The sequence below is a fragment of the Streptomyces carpinensis genome, assembly GCF_002154505.1.
In the GTDB taxonomy this organism is placed as follows: domain Bacteria; phylum Actinomycetota; class Actinomycetes; order Streptomycetales; family Streptomycetaceae; genus Streptomyces; species Streptomyces carpinensis.
The window spans coordinates 1-17,283 of record NZ_MUBM01000480.1; the positions used below are offsets into that span (position 1 = coordinate 1).

Consider the following 17,283-nt stretch of genomic DNA (forward strand, 5'->3'; position numbering starts at 1 on the left):
GGCGGTGACGGGCGGACGCCGGCCGGCGCCGTGGAGCCCTCCGGCGACGCCGACTCCGCTGCTCCGGCCGAGGAGAAGGCGACCAGCGACTGGTTCGCGCCCCGCAAGTCGCAGCCGAGCAAGGCGGCGCAGGGCGGCGGCGCGTCCAACGGCGCCGGGCTGCCCGGCGGTTCGGGCGGGCCCGCGAACGGGTCCGCGACGGGGTCCGGTGCGTCGGGCCCGGGAGCCGGCACCGGGGTGCCCGGCGGTTCGCGTCCGGGCGCCCCACGGCGGCCCGGTGGCGTCGTCGGCGCCCTCAGCGTGCCCGGCGGCTCTGCGCGCACCGGTTCCACCGGCGGCGGGCTCCCCGGGGCCACCGGCGGCCCCGTCGCCCCCGGGCACGGCGGCGGCACCGGCTCCTTCGACGTGACCGAGGCGCTGGCGGCGGGTCCGCTCTCCGGCGGCTCCCGTCCCGGCGGCGGTGGCGAGCCGCGCCGCGACGACCTGCCGTTCTTCTCGGAGAACGGCCAGAACCGCCAGGGCGGACAGAACAGTCCGAACGGTCAGGGCGGCTCCGGCGGCCCGAGCGGTCCCGGCGGCCTCAGCGGCTTCAACGGGGCGGGCGTCCCCGGCGGCTCCGGCCGGCCCGGCGGCCCGCAGGGGCCCACCGGCCCGACCGGGGGTCCGGTGACCGGCGACGGCCCGCTCCTGCCGCCCACCGGGGGCCCCGCGACCGCCTCGGGCCCGGCCGGGCCCGGCGGCCCGGCCGGTGCTCCCGGCGTGCCCACCGGACGCCCCGGCGGCGGTCTGAGCGACGACACCGCGATCCTCACCCCGCAGCAGCCCGCCCCCGAGCCGGGCGCCCCGGGCTACGCCGGCCGGCCGGACAACGTCTCCGGACACACCGTCACCAGCGGCATCCCCGTCGTGCCGCCCGGCACCGACTCGCCGTTCCGGTCGGGCCCCGGCGCCGACGGAGCGCTGTCGCACACGCCCCCGAAGCCGCCCGAGTCGGCTTCGCCGGCCGCCGCCGGGTCCGCGAAGTCCGCGAAGTCCGCCAAGGCGCCGAAGAAGAAGGGTCGCAGCAAGCTGGGGCTGCTCGGTGGTGCGGTGATCGTCGTCGCCGGTGTCGCCTACGGTGCCGGGCTGCTGATGAACCACTCCGACGTGCCCAAGGGCACCACCGTGCTCGGCGTGGACATCGGCGGCGGGACCCGCGACGACGCGGTCAAGAAGCTCGACGACGCCTTCGGCAAGTGGGTCGACCAGCCGCTGAAGCTGTCGGTCGACGGCAAGACCGTCACCCTCAAGCCCGACCAGGCCGGACTCCAGTTCGACACCCAGGCCACGGCCAGCGCGGCGGCGAAGAGCGACTACAACCCCGTCTCCGTGATCGGCTCCCTGTTCGGCAACCACCGGGTGGTCGAGCCGCAGATGCCCGTCGACGAGGAGAAGCTGCAGGCGGCCCTGGAGAACGCCGCGGGCGGCGCCGGTTCGTCCTCCGACGGCACCATCAAGTTCGAGGCCGACAAGGCCGTCGCCGTGTACGGCAGGACCGGCAAGGGCATCGACGTCGCGCGCTCGACCCAGGCGGTCGAACAGGCCTATCGCACCCAGGTGGAAACGGGCAGCACCACGCCGGTCCTGGTCCCCACCACCACCCGGAGGCCGACGGTCTCCAACGCCGAGGTCGACCGGATGATGAAGGAGTTCGCGGTGCCCGCGATGTCCGGCATCGCGACCGTACAGACCGACGCGGCGCACAGCATCCGGTTCGGCCACGTGTCACTGCCGAAGATCCTCGGCGTGAAGGCCGTCAACGGCAAGCTCGTGGAGACGTACGACCTCAAGGCGCTCAAGGAGGCGTACGGCAGTACCTTCCAGGGAGTTCTGATCACCCGGGGCACCGGACAGAAGACGGCCGTCACTCCCCAGGACGTCGCTTCCGCGCTGGGCAAGGCCCTGCGCGGCAAGACGGCGGCGGAGCGCGTCGGAGTCATCGACACCAACCCCAGCTAGGCGAAATCGGGCACCACCGGTGAGGGGGCGCCGGGTGCACACCGCACCCGGCGCCCCCTCGCCATGTCACCCCGCCGTCATGCCGCCCGTATGACATCTGTCATCCGGCAGTCAGGATCCCCGACACTGCCGCCCGCCCCGGGCCCCCGGTCAGGATGGGGGCCATGACGATGACAGCGGAGACCGCCACCGCGACCGCGGTGGCGGCGTTCGACCAGGTGACCAAGAGCTACGGGAACGTACGGGCCGTGGACGGGCTGACCCTCGCCCTGCACCCCGGGGAGACCGTGGCGCTGCTGGGTCCGAACGGCGCGGGCAAGTCGACCACCCTCGACCTGCTGCTCGGCCTGAAGCACGCCGACAGCGGTTCGGTCGCGGTCTTCGGCACCAGCCCCCGCGAGGCGATCGTCGCCGGCCGGGTGGGCGCCATGCTCCAGAGCGGTGGGCTGATGGAGGAGGTCACCGTCGCCGAACTGGTGCGGCTCGCCTGCGACCTGCACCCCAAGCGGTTCAAGGTCGACGACGTGCTGGCCCGCGCCGGCATCAGCCAGATCGCCGACCGCAAGGTCAACAAGCTGTCCGGCGGCCAGGCCCAGCGGGTCCGCTTCGCCCTGGCCACCGCCGGCGACAGCGACCTGATCGTCCTGGACGAGCCGACCACCGGCATGGACGTCTCCGCCCGTCAGGCCTTCTGGGCCACCATGCGCGAGCAGGCCGACCAGGGCCGTACGGTCCTGTTCGCCACCCACTACCTGGAAGAGGCCGACGCCATCGCCGACCGGGTGCTGGTGCTGCACCGGGGCCGGCTGCTGGCCGACGGCACCGCCGCCGAGATCAAGGCGAAGGCCGGCGCCCGCAGCGTCCGGTTCGACCTGGAGGGCCCGATCGAGGAGTCCGCCCTGCGCGGTCTGCCCTTCCTGACCGCCATCGACGTCTCCGGCCAGACCGTGCGTATCCAGTCCTCCGACGCCGACGCGACCGTCCACGCCCTGTACGGGCTCGGTGTCTACCCCCGCAACCTCGAGGTCGCCGGGCTCGGGCTCGAGCAGGCGTTCGTCGCCATCACCGAGGCCGAGGAGGCCAAGCAGTCGTGAACAGCCTGATCAAGCTGGAACTCGCCCGCGCCCTGCGCAACCGCAAGTTCCTGTTCTTCTCCGTGCTCTACCCCTCGATCCTGTTCCTGATCATCGCCGGCAAGGCCGACAGCACGACCAGGGTCGACGGCACCGGCCTGACCCTCCCGACCTACATGATGGTCTCCATGGCCTCCTTCGGCGCCCTGACGGCGGTGCTCATGGGCAACAGCGAGCGCATCGCCAAGGAGCGGGAGAGCGGCTGGGTGCGCCAGCTCCGGCTGACCTCCCTGCCCGGCCGCGGATACGTCCTCGCCAAGACCGCCAGCGCCGCCGTGGTCAGCCTGCCGTCCATCGTCGTCGTCTTCGCGGTCGCCGCCACCGTCAAGCACGTCCGCCTCGACCCGTGGCAGTGGCTCGCCCTGACCGGCTCGATCTGGGCCGGCAGCCTCGTCTTCGCCGCCCTCGGCGTCGCCATCGGCTATCTCGCCACCGGTGACGCGGTCCGCCCGATCACCATGATCGTCTACTTCGGCCTGTCGATGCTCGGCGGCCTGTGGATGCCGGCGACCACCTTCCCGCAGTGGCTGCAGAACATCGCCAAGTGGCTGCCCACCCATGCGTACGCTGCACTGGGGCAGGCCATCGAACAGAGCCAGGCACCGCACACGAAGGACATCGCCATCCTGGTCGTCTTCTTCGCCCTGTTCGCGGGCGGCGCGGCCTGGCTGTACCGGAAGGACACGCTGAAGGCGTGAGCATCATGACCCAGGACCGGCCGCGGGAGCGCGAAGAGCATGTGATGAGCATGGGCCGGCCGCCCCGCAACCGGCGGGAGCTGCTGCGCAAGCTCGTCTGGATCGGCGTCTGGCTGGTCTTCCTGAGCTCGCCGGTCCAGGACCTGGCCGCCGGCCGTCACACGCCGACCGGCACGGCGGCCGGCTGGCTGGGACTGGCGACCTTCGTCGGGGCCTACACGGCACTGGTCTTCAGGAACATGGGGCGGCCGTTCGCCCGGACCGTGGTCGTCGCGCTCATCTGCTTCCTCGCCGTCCTGGCCATCGTGCTGTGCCTCACACTCGGCGGCGCATGGCTCGGTCTGTTCTGCTACGTCTCCGTCGCCTGCGGGGCGACCCTCTCGGTCCGCACGGCCTACTGGGCGATCCCGGCGACGGCCGCCGTGATGATGCTGGTCGGGTGGCGCACGGACATCGAGGTGGCCGAGAATCTCGTCCTGCTGGTCCTGCTGATCGGCTTCGCGATGAGCGGCGTCGGCCAGCTGGTCCGGACCACCGTCGAGTTGCGCCAGGCCCGCGCCACCGTCGCCCAGCTCGCCGCCAACGAGGAGCGCCTGCGCCTCGCCCGCGACCTGCACGACCTGCTCGGCCACTCGCTCTCCCTGATCACGCTGAAGAGCGAGCTGGCCGGCCGGATGCTGCCCGGCCGGCCCGACCAGGCCGCCCAGCAGGTCGCCGACATCGAGCAGGTCAGCCGACAGGCGCTCGTCGACGTGCGGGAGGCCGTCACCGGCTACCGGCGCCCCCGCCTGGCCGCGGAGCTCGCCGGCGCGCAGGTCGCGCTGACCGCGGCCGGGGTGAGTCCGGAACTGCCCGCCGAGCCCGACCTCACCGCCGTCCCCGAGGAGAGCGAGTCCGCGCTCGCCTGGGCGCTGCGCGAGGCGGTCACCAACGTCGTACGGCACAGCGGTGCCCGGCGCTGCGCGGTGGAGGTCGTGCGCCGCCAGACCCTGGACGGCCCGATGCTGGAGCTGTCCGTCGAGGACGACGGCTCGGGCGGCTCCGGCGAGGGTCCCGGCAACGGTCTGACGGGCCTGACCGAACGCCTCCAGAAGGCCGGCGGCATGCTGGAGGCGGGCCGCGTCAGGCGCGGCTTCCGGCTGGTCGCCCGCGTCCCCGCCGGTGCTGCGGTGGACGTAGGATCCCGGGCATGAGCAGTACGATCAAGGTCCTTCTCGCCGAGGACCAGTCGATGGTCCGAGAGGCCCTGGCCGCACTTCTCGGCCTCGAGGAGGACATCGAGGTCGTCGCCCAGGTGGCCCGCGGGGACGAGGTCGTCGCCGCCGCGCACGCCCACGACATCGACGTGGCCCTGCTCGACATCGAGATGCCCGGCTGCACCGGAATCGAGGCGGCCGCCCGGCTCCACAGGGAACTGCCCGCGGTCAAGCTGGTCGTCCTCACCACCTTCGGCCGCCCCGGCTATCTGCGCAGTGCCATGGAGGCGGGCGCCGACGCGTTCCTGGTCAAGGACGCCCCCGCCGCCCAACTCGCCGAGGCGGTGCGCAAGGTGCTGGCCGGCGACCGGGTCATCGACCCCACGCTCGCCGCCGCGGCCCTGGCCGAGGGCGCCAATCCGCTGACCGACCGCGAGCGCGAGGTCCTGCGCGCCGCCGCCGACGGCTCCACCAACGCGGAACTGGCCAGGGCGCTCCACCTGTCCCAGGGCACGGTCCGCAACTACCTCTCCACCGCGATCCAGAAACTGGCGGTCCGCAACAGAACGGAAGCGGTCCGCATCGCCCGGGAGAAGGGCTGGCTGTGAGGCCCTAGCTAGGGTCTTTCGTTCGGATCAGGCCAGACCCCGCGAGCCCGGCATGATCCGAACGAGCGGCCCTAGTTCAGCATCGCCCGCGCCGCCTGCGCCTGCCCCCGTACCCGCTCCGCCGCCGACCGGTCCACCCCCGCGATCACCTCGGCGTACGCCTCCAGCTCCAGCGCCCCGGCCACGAAGTCCCCACGCTGCACCAGCAGCTGCGCACGCTCGTAGCGCAGCCGTGCCGGATGCGAGGGCAGCAGCAGCGACAGCTCGACCGCCCACAGCGCCACGTCCGACCGTTCGGGCCGTGCGGCCGCCCAGGCCCGTATGTTGTTCAGGATCCGCAGCACCACGTCCAGCGGACCCGCCGGGGTCAGCATCGAGGGCTGCAGCGGCGCCCCCGTCGCCCCGACGACCAGCAGCTCCGCGTCCGCCCCGGTGAGCACCCTGCCCCCGTCGAACGGATCGGCGAGCACCTGCTCCTCCGCCGCACCGAACCCCACCACGAAGTGACCGGGCAGCGCGACCCCGTACACCGGCGCCCCCGCCCGCCGCGCGACCTCCATCCACACCACCGACAGCAGGATGGGCAGCCCGCGCCGCCGCCGCAGCACCTCGTGCAGCAGCGAGGACTCCAGGCGCTGGTAGTCGGCGGCCGAGCCGTGGAACCCGTGCCTCTCGCCGAGCAGCTCCCGTACCGCCTGCGCCCACGCGCGCGGGCCCCCCGGCCGGTACGGCAGCTGCCCCGCCAGCCCGTCGAGTTCCAGCTGCGCCGCGTCCAGGCCGGCCTCGTCCAGGGTCCCGTCGGCCGTCGCGCCCACCAGCAGGCACAGCACCGACAGGTCGGGCCGCTCGGACCGGGCCTCCTCGGCGAACCGCCGGCGCAGCTCGGCGGCCCGTTCGGGCGGCGGCGGGGAACAGGGGGGACGCATGGCAGGCTCGTGCCCTTTCACGGCGATGTCACGGGGCTGACGGCGGTATCAGGGTGGTCACGGCGTCGTGGCGTCGCTCGCTAGGCCGCGCCGGTGCCGGGGACCCCCGGTCGCGCCGGCGGCTCCGTCTCCGGTCCCGGCTCCCGGTAGTGGTGGTAGGCGTGGTGCGCCGTGAAGCCCGTTCCGGCGTACAGCGCGCGTGCTCCGGCGTTGTCGGCCTCCACCTGGAGGCACGCGGCCGACGCCCCCTCGGCCAGGGCCTGCCGGGCGAGCGCGGCCATGACGGCGGTGGCCAGGCCCTGGCGGCGCCGTGCCGGATCCACCTCCACGGCGGCGAAGGACGCCCACCGGCCGTCGACGACACACCGCCCGATCGCGGCGGGCGGCTGCCCGGCCGACGCGCCGGGAACGGTCGCGAACCACACGGAGGGCCCACTGCCCAGGACCTTCAGGGCCACCTCGCTCACCCCCTTGCGCTGGTAGCGCGCAAGCCACGCCTCGTCGGCCGTGCGGGACAGCACGACCCCGGAGCCCTCGGCCCGGTCGGCGACCGGTGCGAGCGCCCCGATCCACAGCTCGGCGGTCACCTCGCGCACCCAGCCCCGCCGCTCCAGCTCGGCGCACAGCAGTTCCTGCGTGCCCTCGGCGCCGGTGGCGGTCTGGATGTACGCGGGCAGGCCGCGCTCGCCATACCAGCGTCGTACGGCGGCCAGCGCCTCGTCGAGCGGAAGGCCCGGGTCACCGAGCGGCAGCACGGAGTTCGCCCGCCGCGTGAAACCGCCGGCCGCCCTCAGCAGCCACTCGCCGAGCCGCTCGCTCTCGACCGGCTGCCAGGCGCGCGCGGCGACCCGCGCGAGCTCCTCGTACGTCGCCGCCGGTCCCCTGCGCCGGGCCGGTGCGGCCGGCACCAGTTTCCCGGCGACCAGCGAGGACTCCGCGATCCGGACGGTTTCGCCGTTCTTTCGTGTGATCAGCAGCACACCGTCGTCCCATGATGTGAGAACACCCACCGTGTCGGTGAACTTCTCACCCGTTCCCCGAGGTTCGCTCAAGCGCCGTACGGAGACCCGTTTGCCCACGTCAGCAGCGGTGATACGGACCTCGAAGCGTCCTGTCGACGAGATTTCCACAGGTCGGTTCACCCCTCCTGTTCGGATCATGCCCCGGAACGGAGATACTAGGGGCGGGCATCGACGACGCCGCGCTCCCGCGCGCCAGGCGGCGGAGCCTGTGGAGGCCCGCCAGCGCCCTATCGAGGAGGAACGACAGCGTGACCTACGTCATCGCGCAGCCTTGTGTCGACGTCAAGGACAAGGCGTGCATCGAGGAGTGCCCGGTCGACTGCATCTACGAGGGCCAGCGGTCCTTGTACATCCACCCGGACGAATGCGTCGACTGTGGTGCCTGTGAGCCGGTCTGCCCGGTCGAGGCGATCTTCTACGAGGACGACGTGCCGGAGGAGTGGAAGGACTACTACAAGGCCAACGTCGAGTTCTTCGACGAGCTCGGCTCTCCCGGCGGCGCCAGCAAGCTGGGGCTGATCGAGCGCGACCACCCCGTCGTCTCCGCGCTGCCGCCGCAGGGCGAGTAACCCTCAAGCGGCCCGCACACCGTGCCGCCTCGGTCCCGTACGGCCCTGATCGCCTCCGGCGCTTCCGGCTGCCGTACGGGACCGAGGCGTTCGCCGTACCGGGCGCATGCCGTACGAGAAAGTGAGCCTGATCCCGTGTCCGCAGTCTCCGACCGACTTCCCACCTTTCCCTGGGACAAGCTGGAGCCGTACAAGAAGACGGCCGCAGCACACCCGGACGGCATCGTCGACCTGTCGGTCGGCACCCCGGTCGACCCGGTCCCCGAGCTGATCCAGAAGGCGCTGATCGCGGCGGCCGACTCGCCGGGCTACCCGACGGTCTGGGGCACGCCCGAGCTGCGTGACGCGATCTCCGGATGGGTCGAGCGCCGCCTCGGCGCGCGCGGGATCACCCACCGCCACGTCCTGCCGATCGTCGGCTCCAAGGAACTGGTCGCCTGGCTCCCCACGCAGCTGGGTCTCGGCCCCGGCGACAAGGTCGCCTTCCCGCGCCTGGCCTACCCGACCTACGAGGTCGGCGCCCGCCTGGCCCGCGCGGACCACGAGGCCTACGACGACCCGACCGACCTGGACCCGGCGAACCTCAAGCTCCTGTGGCTGAACTCGCCCTCCAACCCCACGGGCGAGGTGCTGGGCAAGGAGGACCTGACGCGGATCGTCGCCTGGGCCCGCGAGCACGGCATCCTGGTCTTCTCCGACGAGTGCTACCTGGAGCTGGGCTGGGAGGCCGACCCGGTCTCGGTCCTGCACCCCGACGTGAACGGCGGCTCCCACGAGGGCATCGTCGCCGTCCACTCCCTCTCCAAGCGCTCCAACCTCGCGGGCTACCGCGCCGCCTTCCTGGCCGGTGACCCGGCGGTCCTCGGCCCGCTGCTGGAGATCCGCAAGCACGGCGGCATGATGACCTCGGCGCCGACCCAGGCGGCGGTCGTGGCGGCCCTGGGCGACGACACCCACGTCCGCGAGCAGCGCGAGCGCTACGCCGCCCGCCGTGCCGCGCTCCGCCAGGCACTGCTCTCCCACGGCTTCCGCATCGAGCACAGCGAGGCCAGCCTCTACCTGTGGGCCACGAGGGGCGAGTCCTGCTGGGACACGGTCGCCCACCTGGCCGAACGGGGCATCCTGGTCGCTCCGGGCGACTTCTACGGCCCGGCGGGCGAGCAGTTCGTCCGCGTGGCCTTCACGGCCACGGACGAGAGGGTCGCGGCGGCGGTGGCGAGGCTGTAGCCGACTGCGGTCCGGTCGAAGCGACGGGGCCCAGGGAAACCCCCTGGACCCCGTCGACTGCGGAAGTCGCGCTCAGCCGAGAGGCACACCGGAGACCGGCAGGCCCTGCGTCGGCAGCCCGCCCTTCGTGGCCGTCCTGGCCGTGTCGCCGAGGAGACCGCCCGCGGTGCCCGCCGCGTCGCCCGCCGCCTTCTGCGCCACCGGCGTCGCCTTCTTCACGAGCTTGCCGCCGGTCTGGCCGGCGGCCGGAACCGCCTGCCTGACCGCCTTGCTGCCGGTGTCGCCCGCGACCCCGGTGACGTGCTGCGCCGCGCCGTCCATCGTGTTGCCTACGCTCGCCCCGTCCAGTGCGGTCAGGCCGCCGAGGTTCGGAGTGGCCGGCAGCTCGGGGGCAGCACTGGCGGAGCCGGCCGCACCGACCCCGGCAGCCGCTCCCGCAGCGACGAGCAGCGCGGCACGGGCGATCCGGCGGGTCAGGGGGAGGGACATGTTGCTCCTTCGACGGGAGAGAACGGTGAACTGTCCGACCACGCCCGGCAGTTGACCGACGGCTGTGGGGGCCGCCGCCCGGCCGGGCTCGGACGCAGTGACTACCGCTCGAAGCCCGCGAAGGTTGCGGCGTGCCGACGCAAAGAGTTGGCAATGCGTCGCATTATCGGCTGCTGACGAAACCGGACAAAAAGTGGCCGGTCGGAAAGTCTGCTGAATCCTTCCCGCCCTGTGTTCCCACGGGTTTCGACGATCACGGGAGTGACGGCACGAAAACCTGCGCACACGGCCCGCCCGAGCGGCCGCGCATGACCCCGGAGGGTGAGGGTCCGTACGGGTGTCCGGCGGCGGCGACTACGGTCCGGTCGTGATGCGCACCGCGCCCGCGTCGCGCTCGCCGGACCCGCCCGAGACGTCTCTCCCGGCGGCCCCGTGGGCGTTCTTCGCGTCCGCCGTGTGCCACCGGCCGTCGGCGACCCCGGCGGTCCACTCCCGTCCCGCGTACGACACCCGTTCGATGTGCAGCGCCGAGGCGTTGGCCACCGCCCAGTGCGCCAACTGCCAGCCGCGTTGCTGCGCGCTGCGCCCGCCGGAGACGGTGCCGGCGGGCACCGGCAGTGTCACCGTCCGCCCGTCCGCGCCGGACGCCACGCTCGGCGGCGGCTTCGGCGACGAGCCGCCGCTGCCGCCCACCTCCGCGCCGGCCTCCTGGAGCACGTCCCGCCCGAAGTCCCGTACCAGGGCGGCTCGTACGGCGTCCGGGCCGGTGGTGCGGGTGGCGCCCGGCCGGCCGAGGCAGGTCAGCGTGGCCGCGGCGCGCCCGGTGAGCGCGGCGGCGAGCAGGGTGGCGTCCGGCTCGTGCTTGGCGTACGCCTGCGGGAAGCCGCTGCGCTGCACCCGCTGTGCGGCGACGGTGAGCGGCAGCCGCGTGTAGCCGGGGACCTTGGCCAGGTGCTCGTAGAAGACGCCCGCCGCGTACGTCGGGTCCATGATCTCCTTCGGCGTGCCCCAGCCCTGCGAGGGGCGCTGCTGGAACAGTCCCAGGGAGTCCCGGTCGCCGTGCTCGATGTTGCGCAGGCCCGACTCCTGCAGGGCGGTCGCCAGCGCGATGGTCACGGCCCGCTCGGGCATCTGGCGCCCGGTGCCGACGGCCGCGATCGTCGCCGCGTTCACCGCCTGCTCCGGCGTGAACCGGTAACTGGCGCCGTCGTCGGCGGAGACGACCTTGCAGCCCGGTCCTCCCGTGCGACCGGTGAGGTACTGCACCGCGAGATACCCCGCGACCGCGAGCAGGACCACCAGGGCCGCCCCGATCCTGAGGAGGCGGCCGCGGCGCTTCGAAGTGGGGGACGGCTCTGGCACGCGTACAAGGTACTGGAGACGGGTGGGGCCACTGGGGTCTGTGGGGACAAAGCGCGGCGGCGTCCGGGCGGTTCGCCGGGTTAGGGTCGACGCCATGGCCGATACCCCGCTTGACCTCACGCTGGATGCCGCGCGGCTGACCGCGCAGCTCGTCGACTTCCCCTCGGAGAGCGGCACGGAGAAGCCGCTGGCCGACGCGATCGAGTCCGCGCTGCGCACCCTGCCGCACCTGACGGTCGACCGCCTCGGCAACAACGTCGTCGCCCGGACGAACCTGGGCCGGTCCGAGCGCGTGATCCTGGCCGGCCACATCGACACCGTCCCGATCGCCGGCAATGTGCCCTCCCGGCTGGACGAGGACGGCGTGCTCTGGGGCTGCGGCACCTGCGACATGAAGTCCGGCGTGGCCGTTCAGCTGCGCATCGCGGCCACGGTCCCGGCCCCCAACCGCGACCTGACCTTCGTCTTCTACGACAACGAGGAGGTCGCCGCCGAGCTGAACGGCCTGAAGCACGTCGCCGAGGCCCACCCGGAATGGCTGGCGGGCGACTTCGCGGTCCTGCTGGAGCCCTCCGACGGCGAGGTCGAGGGCGGCTGCCAGGGCACCCTGCGCGTGCACCTCGGGACGACGGGCGAGCGGGCCCACTCGGCCCGCAGCTGGATGGGCTCCAACGCCGTCCACGCGGCGGCGCCGATCCTCGCGCGCCTGGCGTCGTACGAACCCCGCAACCCGGTCATCGACGGCCTGGAGTACCGCGAGGGCCTCAACGCGGTCGGCATCTCGGGCGGGGTGGCGGGCAACGTCATCCCCGACGAGTGCGTCGTCACCGTCAACTTCCGCTACGCCCCCGACCGCACGGAGGAGGAGGCGGTCGCCCACGTCCGCGAGGTCTTCGCGGACTGCGGGGTCGAGGAGTTCGTGGTCGACGACCACAGCCCCGGCGCCCTGCCCGGCCTGAGCCACCCGGCGGCGGCGGCGTTCATCGAGGCGGTCGGCGGCACCCCCAAGCCCAAGTACGGCTGGACGGACGTGTCCCGCTTCTCGGCGGTGGGCGTCCCGGCCGTGAACTACGGCCCCGGCAACCCGCTCCTGGCGCACAAGCGGGACGAGCGGGTGGAGACGGCGAAGATCCTGGCCGGTGAGGAGCGGCTGCGGGCGTGGCTGACGAGCTGACCGCCCCGCGGAGCCGCCCCGGGGTGCTGCACCGCGGACATGCCGAGGTCCCCCGCCCGTAACCCGCGTAGATCTACGCTGAGGTGGAACGTCCTCCCCCGAGGTCCGGCTCCGGCCGGGTCGGGGGAGGCCTGGAACACGGAGGGAGCGCACATGGCTACAGGCAACCCCGAGGGCAAGAAGCGGCCACCGGAGGAGCAGCGCCTGGGACCGGTCCTCCGGCGGCGGAGCCAGGTCCAGGCCGGCACCACCGACCAGCGGCTGCTGGACGAGCGTGCCCCCACCGACTGGGTGCACACCGACCCCTGGCGGGTGCTGCGCATCCAGTCGGAGTTCATCGAGGGCTTCGGTACGCTGGCCGAACTCCCTCCCGCCATCAGCGTGTTCGGCTCGGCCCGTACGCCTGTGGACTCACCCGAGTACAAGGCGGGGGTCCGGCTGGGACGCGGTCTGGTCGAGGCGGGCTTCGCGGTGATCACCGGTGGCGGACCGGGCGCGATGGAGGCGGCGAACAGGGGCGCGTCCGAGGCCGGCGGCATCTCGGTGGGCCTGGGCATCGAGCTGCCCTTCGAGCAGGGCCTGAACCCCTACGTCGACATCGGTCTGAACTTTCGGTACTTCTTTGTCCGAAAAATGATGTTCGTGAAGTATGCCCAAGGATTCGTGGTTCTGCCCGGTGGCCTCGGCACCCTCGACGAGCTCTTCGAGGCCCTCACCCTCGTCCAGACCCAGAAGGTCACCCGTTTCCCGATCGTCCTGTTCAACAGCGCCTACTGGGGCGGCCTGGTCGACTGGGTGACCAACACGCTCATCGCCGAGGGAAAGGCCTCGAAGGCCGACCTGACCCTGTTCCACGTCACGGACGACGTGGACGAGGCGGTGGCGCTGGTGTCGAAGGAGGCGGGCAGGTAGCGCCCTCCGAGGGGCGCCGGCCGCCGAGTCGAGGTGCGGCTCCGCCGCGTGTGCGCGCCCGGCCCCCACCTGGGGCCTCTCGCTTGGATCATGCCCGGCCCGCGGGGCCCGATCCGGCATGATCCAGACGAAAGACCCTGGCCGCGGGCGAGCACGCGGCGCCCTGGGGGCCGGGGATCAAGCCCCTGGCGGCCACGGGCGGAGTCGGCGGGGGCGGAAACTCCTCTACGCCAGGCCCCGCCGGGCCACCGCCGGAGGCCGGTGGCCCGCGATGGAGGCCACCATGTCCAGCACCTGCCGTGTCTCGGCGACCTCGTGCACCCGGTACACCTGAGCGCCCAGCCACGCCGAGACGGCCGTCGTGGCCAGCGTGCCCAGCACGCGCTCCTTCACCGGCTTGTCCAGCGTCTCGCCCACGAAGTCCTTGTTGGACAGGGACACCAGCACCGGCCATCCGGTCGCGACCATCTCGTCCAGCCGCCGCGTCGCCTCCAGGCTGTGCCGTGTGTTCTTGCCGAAGTCGTGCCCGGGATCGATCAGCACCGACTCCCGGGGCACGCCGAGGGCCACCGCGCGCTCGGCCAGCCCCAGGGTCACCTTCAGGATGTCGGCCATGACGTCGTCGTACGTCACCCGGTGCGGCCGGGTCCGGGGCTCGGCGCCGCCCGCGTGGGTGCACACCAGCCCCACCCGGTGGCGCGCCGCGACCTCGGCGAGCCGCGGGTCGACACCTCCCCACGCGTCGTTCAGGAGGTCGGCCCCCGCCTCGCAGACCGCCTCGCCGACATCGGCGCGCCAGGTGTCGACGCTGATCACCACCTCCGGGAACCGCCGCCGCACCTCGGCCACGAAGCCGACCGTCCGCCGGGTCTCCTCCTCCGCGGTCACCTCTTCGCCGGGCCCGGCCTTCACCCCGCCGATGTCGATGATCGCGGCTCCTTCGGCGATCGCCTGCTCCACGCGCGCGAGGGCCGGCTCGTCGCGGAACGTCGCCCCCTGGTCGTAGAAGGAGTCGGGGGTCCGGTTGACGATCGCCATGATCACCGGCTCATGCGTGCCGAATTCACGCCTGCCCAGCCTGAGCATCCCCTGTGACCTCTCCTCTTGCGTTCCGATACGTTCCGGCCTACGGCCGCCTGTGACCCTAACTGTCAGCGTCGCATGGCACGATCGGACCCTGACACACACGACAGACTCCGGACTCCGTGGGGACCCCAGCGATGGTTATGTTCTTGTTCCTGGTCGTCGCGCTCGCGGTCGTGGTCGCCGCGGTGACCCTCGCGGTCGTGGGCGGTGGCGAGGGCACCGGCCCGCTGCCCGAGGCCACGCCCGAGCGGTTGCACGACCCGCTGCCGCCGGACCGCCAGGTGGGACGTGCCGACGTGGAGCGCATCCGCTTCCCGCTCGCCGTCCGCGGCTACCGCATGTCGGACGTCGACGACGCGCTGAGCCGGCTGGGCGCGGAACTGGCCGAGCGTGACGCGCGGATCGCCGATCTGGAGTCCGCGCTGGCCGGCGCTCGGGCCGCCGCGGCCCATGTGCGCATGACCAAGGCCGAACCGGAGGACCAGCAGTGACGGAGGACGCGGTGACGGAGCGCGCGGCGACCGACGAACCGGTGACGGAGGGCCCGGTGACGGGCGAAGCGGTGACGGCCGGTGCCGCGATCGCCGGCCCGGACGGCTCCCTGCGCTGCCCGTGGGCGCTGTCCGCGGCGGAGTACGTGACGTACCACGACCAGGAGTGGGGCCACCCGGTCCACGGAGACGACGCCCTCTACGAACGCCTCAGCCTGGAGGCCTTCCAGTCCGGCCTGTCGTGGATCACCATCCTGCGCCGCCGACCCGCCTTCCGCGCCGCCTTCGCCGGCTTCCGGATCTCCAGGGTGGCGCAGTTCACCGACGCCGACCGCGAGCGCCTGCTCGCCGACGCGGGCATCATCCGCAACCGCGCCAAGATCGACGCGACCCTCGCCAACGCGCGCGTGCTCGCCGAGTGGTCCCCGGGCGAGCTGGACGCCCTCATCTGGTCGCACGCCCCCGACCCGGTGGACCGTCCGGTTCCCAAGACGCTCTCCGACGTCCCGGCGGTGACCCCCGAGTCCACGGCCCTCTCGAAGGCCCTCAAGAGGCGCGGACTGCGCTTCGTCGGCCCGACCACGGCGTACGCCCTGATGCAGGCGTGCGGGCTGGTCGACGACCACCTCGCGGACTGCGTCGCCCGCCGCCCGTGACCCGCCGCGCGGGCCGCCCCTGATCCGGCGAGCAGGGGCGGCACTCACGGAGGGCCGGAGCCGGCGAGTCACGCGGTCCCGGCTCAGCGACCCAGGTACTTCGGCTTCTCCTTGTTCACGAAGGCCTGTACGGCGATGGCGTGGTCCTCGGATCGCCCCGCGCGGGTCTGGAGCTCGTCCTCCTTCTCCAGCGTCTCCTCCAGGGAGTGCGTCAGGCCGTGGGCCACCGACTCCTTGAGCGCCGCATAGGCCAGCGTCGGGCCGTCGGCAAGCGCCCGCGCCGCCTTCTCGGCCTCGGCGCGCAGCTCGGCCGCCGGTACGACCCGGTTGGCGATCCCCAGCTCGTGGGCGTCCTGGGCGGAGATGCTGCGCGGGAAGAGCAGCAGGTCCATGGCGCGGCTCGGCCCGACGACCCGCGGCAGGGTCCAGGAGATGCCGGAGTCGGCGGTGAGGGCCACACCCGCGAACGAGGTGTTGAAGGCCGCCGTGTCCGACACGATCCGGTAGTCGGCGGCCAGGGCGAAGCCGAAACCGGCGCCGGCGGCCACGCCGTTCACCGCGGCGACCACCGGCTTCCGGGCCCCGGCGAGCGCCCGCACGATCGGGTTGTAGTGCTCCCGCACGGTGCTCATCGTCTGCCCCGACCCACTCTCGCGGTCGGCGGCCAGCAGCCCGATGTGCTCCTTGAGGTCCTGGCCCACGCAGAACGCCCTGTCCCCGGCGGCGGTCAGCAGCACGGCCCGCACGGCGCCGTCGCCCGCCGCGGACTCGACCGCGTCCCGCAGGGCGACCTTGGTGGCGACGTTCAGCGCGTTCATCGCCTCCGGACGGTTCAGCGTGATCGTCGCGAGCCCGTCGCTCACCTCGTAGAGCACGGTGTCGGCCATGGCGTATCCCCTCCGGTGTCGCGGCTGACGACGTACCGTCCGGTACGTCCGGTGTCCGAAGGACAGCATGACGGAGATCACCGGCCGGAGCGCGGAGCGGACGTGTGACCTGCGTCAAAGAATTTCCCCGGGGCGGTCGCCGGGGGATGTCCGTGGGGGTGCGCAGTATCGCAGCCACATCGCCGAATTGAGTGGTTTTGCTCGCGCGCGTTGCCCAAGCGATGCCGACTGATGTTGGTCATCGGGTCCTGAGATGCGGGATAATGGCCGGGAAGCAATGTGTTCGATGCCGGTGTCGCGTGTCCTGGGCCGTTGTGGTGAGGAACGCGCCTGCCTTCGGCGGGCCGTCGGCCTTGACGATGAGCTGGGTTTCAGGAAGGGGAACGAGCATGGCGGCCATGAAGCCGCGGACGGGTGATGGCCCGCTCGAGGTGACCAAGGAGGGGCGGGGCATCGTCATGCGCGTTCCGCTCGAAGGCGGCGGTCGGCTCGTCGTCGAGCTGACCCCTGACGAGGCCGACGCGCTCGGCGACGCCCTCAAGAAGGTCGTCGGCTGACGCGCAAGCGACCATACCCTTTCAGTCGCCCCGGCACCGCATGCGGTGCCGGGGCGACTTCTTCGCGGGCCCGGACGGCGGCTTGGATCCCGGTCGGGCGGGCGGCTCCCGCCGGGGAAGCCCCTGCCTGGGCCGGTGGTGCTCCTGGGCGGCGAAGCCGTGTCGGCTCACTTGCCGGAGCGGGCCGCCGCAGCGGGCCGGGGCCTGCCCGGGGCGGGGCCGGGCCGGAGTCGGCCACAGCCGATCGGAGCAGGGCGGTGTCGGCCGGCAGGCCGCCGTGTCGGCCGCTTCG

The 17,283-nt window shown here is 73.0% G+C and carries 18 protein-coding genes; 12 read left to right on the plus strand and 6 right to left on the minus strand.

Annotation, left to right across the window (positions count from 1 at the left end):
* From BZY54_RS44010 to BZY54_RS44030, 5 genes are all read left to right on the plus strand, one after another.
* Positions 1-1,998: hypothetical protein (locus tag BZY54_RS44010; RefSeq protein ID WP_425276386.1), on the plus strand; the 1,998-nt coding region annotated here is incomplete at its 5' end.
* 164 nt (positions 1,999-2,162) lie between these two features.
* On the plus strand, positions 2,163-3,092 hold the full coding sequence (locus BZY54_RS44015) for an ABC transporter ATP-binding protein (RefSeq protein WP_086730970.1): 930 nt from the start codon (positions 2,163-2,165) through the stop codon (positions 3,090-3,092).
* On the plus strand, positions 3,089-3,829 hold the full coding sequence (locus BZY54_RS44020) for an ABC transporter permease (RefSeq protein WP_086730971.1): 741 nt from the start codon (positions 3,089-3,091) through the stop codon (positions 3,827-3,829). Before BZY54_RS44015 ends, BZY54_RS44020 begins: the two co-directional genes overlap by 4 nt.
* Positions 3,826-5,022, plus strand: coding sequence for a sensor histidine kinase (locus BZY54_RS44025; protein WP_425276387.1), 1,197 nt, complete (start codon positions 3,826-3,828; stop codon positions 5,020-5,022). The genes BZY54_RS44020 and BZY54_RS44025 overlap by 4 nt, the downstream gene beginning before the upstream one ends.
* Positions 5,019-5,633, plus strand: coding sequence for a response regulator transcription factor (locus tag BZY54_RS44030; protein WP_086730972.1), 615 nt, complete (start codon positions 5,019-5,021; stop codon positions 5,631-5,633). The genes BZY54_RS44025 and BZY54_RS44030 overlap by 4 nt, the downstream gene beginning before the upstream one ends.
* A gap of 71 nt (positions 5,634-5,704) precedes the next feature.
* Here the strand turns inward: BZY54_RS44030 and BZY54_RS44035 are convergent, their stop codons facing one another.
* Together BZY54_RS44035 and BZY54_RS44040 are read right to left on the minus strand one after the other, a co-directional pair.
* Entirely contained in the window at positions 5,705-6,559 is an 855-nt protein-coding gene (locus BZY54_RS44035) for a transglutaminase family protein (protein ID WP_086730973.1), read from the minus strand.
* 80 nt (positions 6,560-6,639) lie between these two features.
* Positions 6,640-7,689, minus strand: a complete 1,050-nt coding sequence (locus tag BZY54_RS44040; RefSeq protein ID WP_086730974.1) for a GNAT family N-acetyltransferase — start codon at positions 7,687-7,689, stop codon at positions 6,640-6,642.
* A 140-nt stretch (positions 7,690-7,829) separates the two neighbouring features.
* Between BZY54_RS44040 and fdxA the strand changes: the two genes are divergently transcribed.
* Positions 7,830-8,150, plus strand: a complete 321-nt coding sequence (gene fdxA / locus BZY54_RS44045; protein WP_086730975.1) for a ferredoxin — start codon at positions 7,830-7,832, stop codon at positions 8,148-8,150.
* A 135-nt stretch (positions 8,151-8,285) separates the two neighbouring features.
* Positions 8,286-9,377 (plus strand): bifunctional succinyldiaminopimelate transaminase/glutamate-prephenate aminotransferase, encoded by a 1,092-nt coding sequence (locus BZY54_RS44050; protein ID WP_086730976.1) that lies wholly within the window; start codon positions 8,286-8,288, stop codon positions 9,375-9,377.
* Positions 9,378-9,449: 72 nt separating this feature from the next.
* On the opposite strand, the gene BZY54_RS44055 is transcribed toward BZY54_RS44050, so the two are convergent.
* Together BZY54_RS44055 and BZY54_RS44060 are read right to left on the minus strand one after the other, a co-directional pair.
* On the minus strand, positions 9,450-9,866 hold the full coding sequence (locus BZY54_RS44055) for an ATP-binding protein (protein ID WP_086730977.1): 417 nt from the start codon (positions 9,864-9,866) through the stop codon (positions 9,450-9,452).
* Between the two features lie 354 nt (positions 9,867-10,220).
* Positions 10,221-11,228, minus strand: a complete 1,008-nt coding sequence (locus tag BZY54_RS44060; protein ID WP_086730978.1) for a VldE C-terminal domain-containing protein — start codon at positions 11,226-11,228, stop codon at positions 10,221-10,223.
* 94 nt (positions 11,229-11,322) lie between these two features.
* On the opposite strand from BZY54_RS44060, the gene dapE reads away from it, so the two are divergent.
* A complete protein-coding gene (gene dapE / locus BZY54_RS44065) occupies positions 11,323-12,402 on the plus strand; it encodes a succinyl-diaminopimelate desuccinylase (protein ID WP_086730979.1) in 1,080 nt (359 codons plus the stop codon).
* A gap of 153 nt (positions 12,403-12,555) precedes the next feature.
* Positions 12,556-13,314 (plus strand): LOG family protein, encoded by a 759-nt coding sequence (locus BZY54_RS44070; RefSeq protein WP_086730980.1) that lies wholly within the window; start codon positions 12,556-12,558, stop codon positions 13,312-13,314.
* A 225-nt stretch (positions 13,315-13,539) separates the two neighbouring features.
* On the opposite strand, the gene folP is transcribed toward BZY54_RS44070, so the two are convergent.
* Positions 13,540-14,400, minus strand: a complete 861-nt coding sequence (gene folP / locus BZY54_RS44075; protein WP_086730981.1) for a dihydropteroate synthase — start codon at positions 14,398-14,400, stop codon at positions 13,540-13,542.
* 134 nt (positions 14,401-14,534) lie between these two features.
* Here folP and BZY54_RS44080 point away from each other — a divergent pair, with 134 nt between their 5' ends.
* Positions 14,535-14,891 carry a DivIVA domain-containing protein gene (locus BZY54_RS44080; protein WP_086730982.1) on the plus strand — a complete coding sequence of 119 codons (357 nt, stop codon included), beginning with the start codon at positions 14,535-14,537 and terminating at the stop codon, positions 14,889-14,891.
* A 71-nt stretch (positions 14,892-14,962) separates the two neighbouring features.
* Positions 14,963-15,547, plus strand: coding sequence for a DNA-3-methyladenine glycosylase I (locus tag BZY54_RS44085; RefSeq protein WP_086730986.1), 585 nt, complete (start codon positions 14,963-14,965; stop codon positions 15,545-15,547).
* Positions 15,548-15,630: 83 nt separating this feature from the next.
* Here BZY54_RS44085 and chcB read toward each other — a convergent pair whose 3' ends face one another.
* Positions 15,631-16,434, minus strand: a complete 804-nt coding sequence (gene chcB / locus BZY54_RS44090; protein WP_086730983.1) for a 2-cyclohexenylcarbonyl CoA isomerase — start codon at positions 16,432-16,434, stop codon at positions 15,631-15,633.
* 389 nt (positions 16,435-16,823) lie between these two features.
* Here chcB and BZY54_RS44095 point away from each other — a divergent pair, with 389 nt between their 5' ends.
* Positions 16,824-16,991 (plus strand): DUF3117 domain-containing protein, encoded by a 168-nt coding sequence (locus BZY54_RS44095; protein ID WP_003966491.1) that lies wholly within the window; start codon positions 16,824-16,826, stop codon positions 16,989-16,991.
* Positions 16,992-17,283 lie beyond the last annotated feature (292 nt).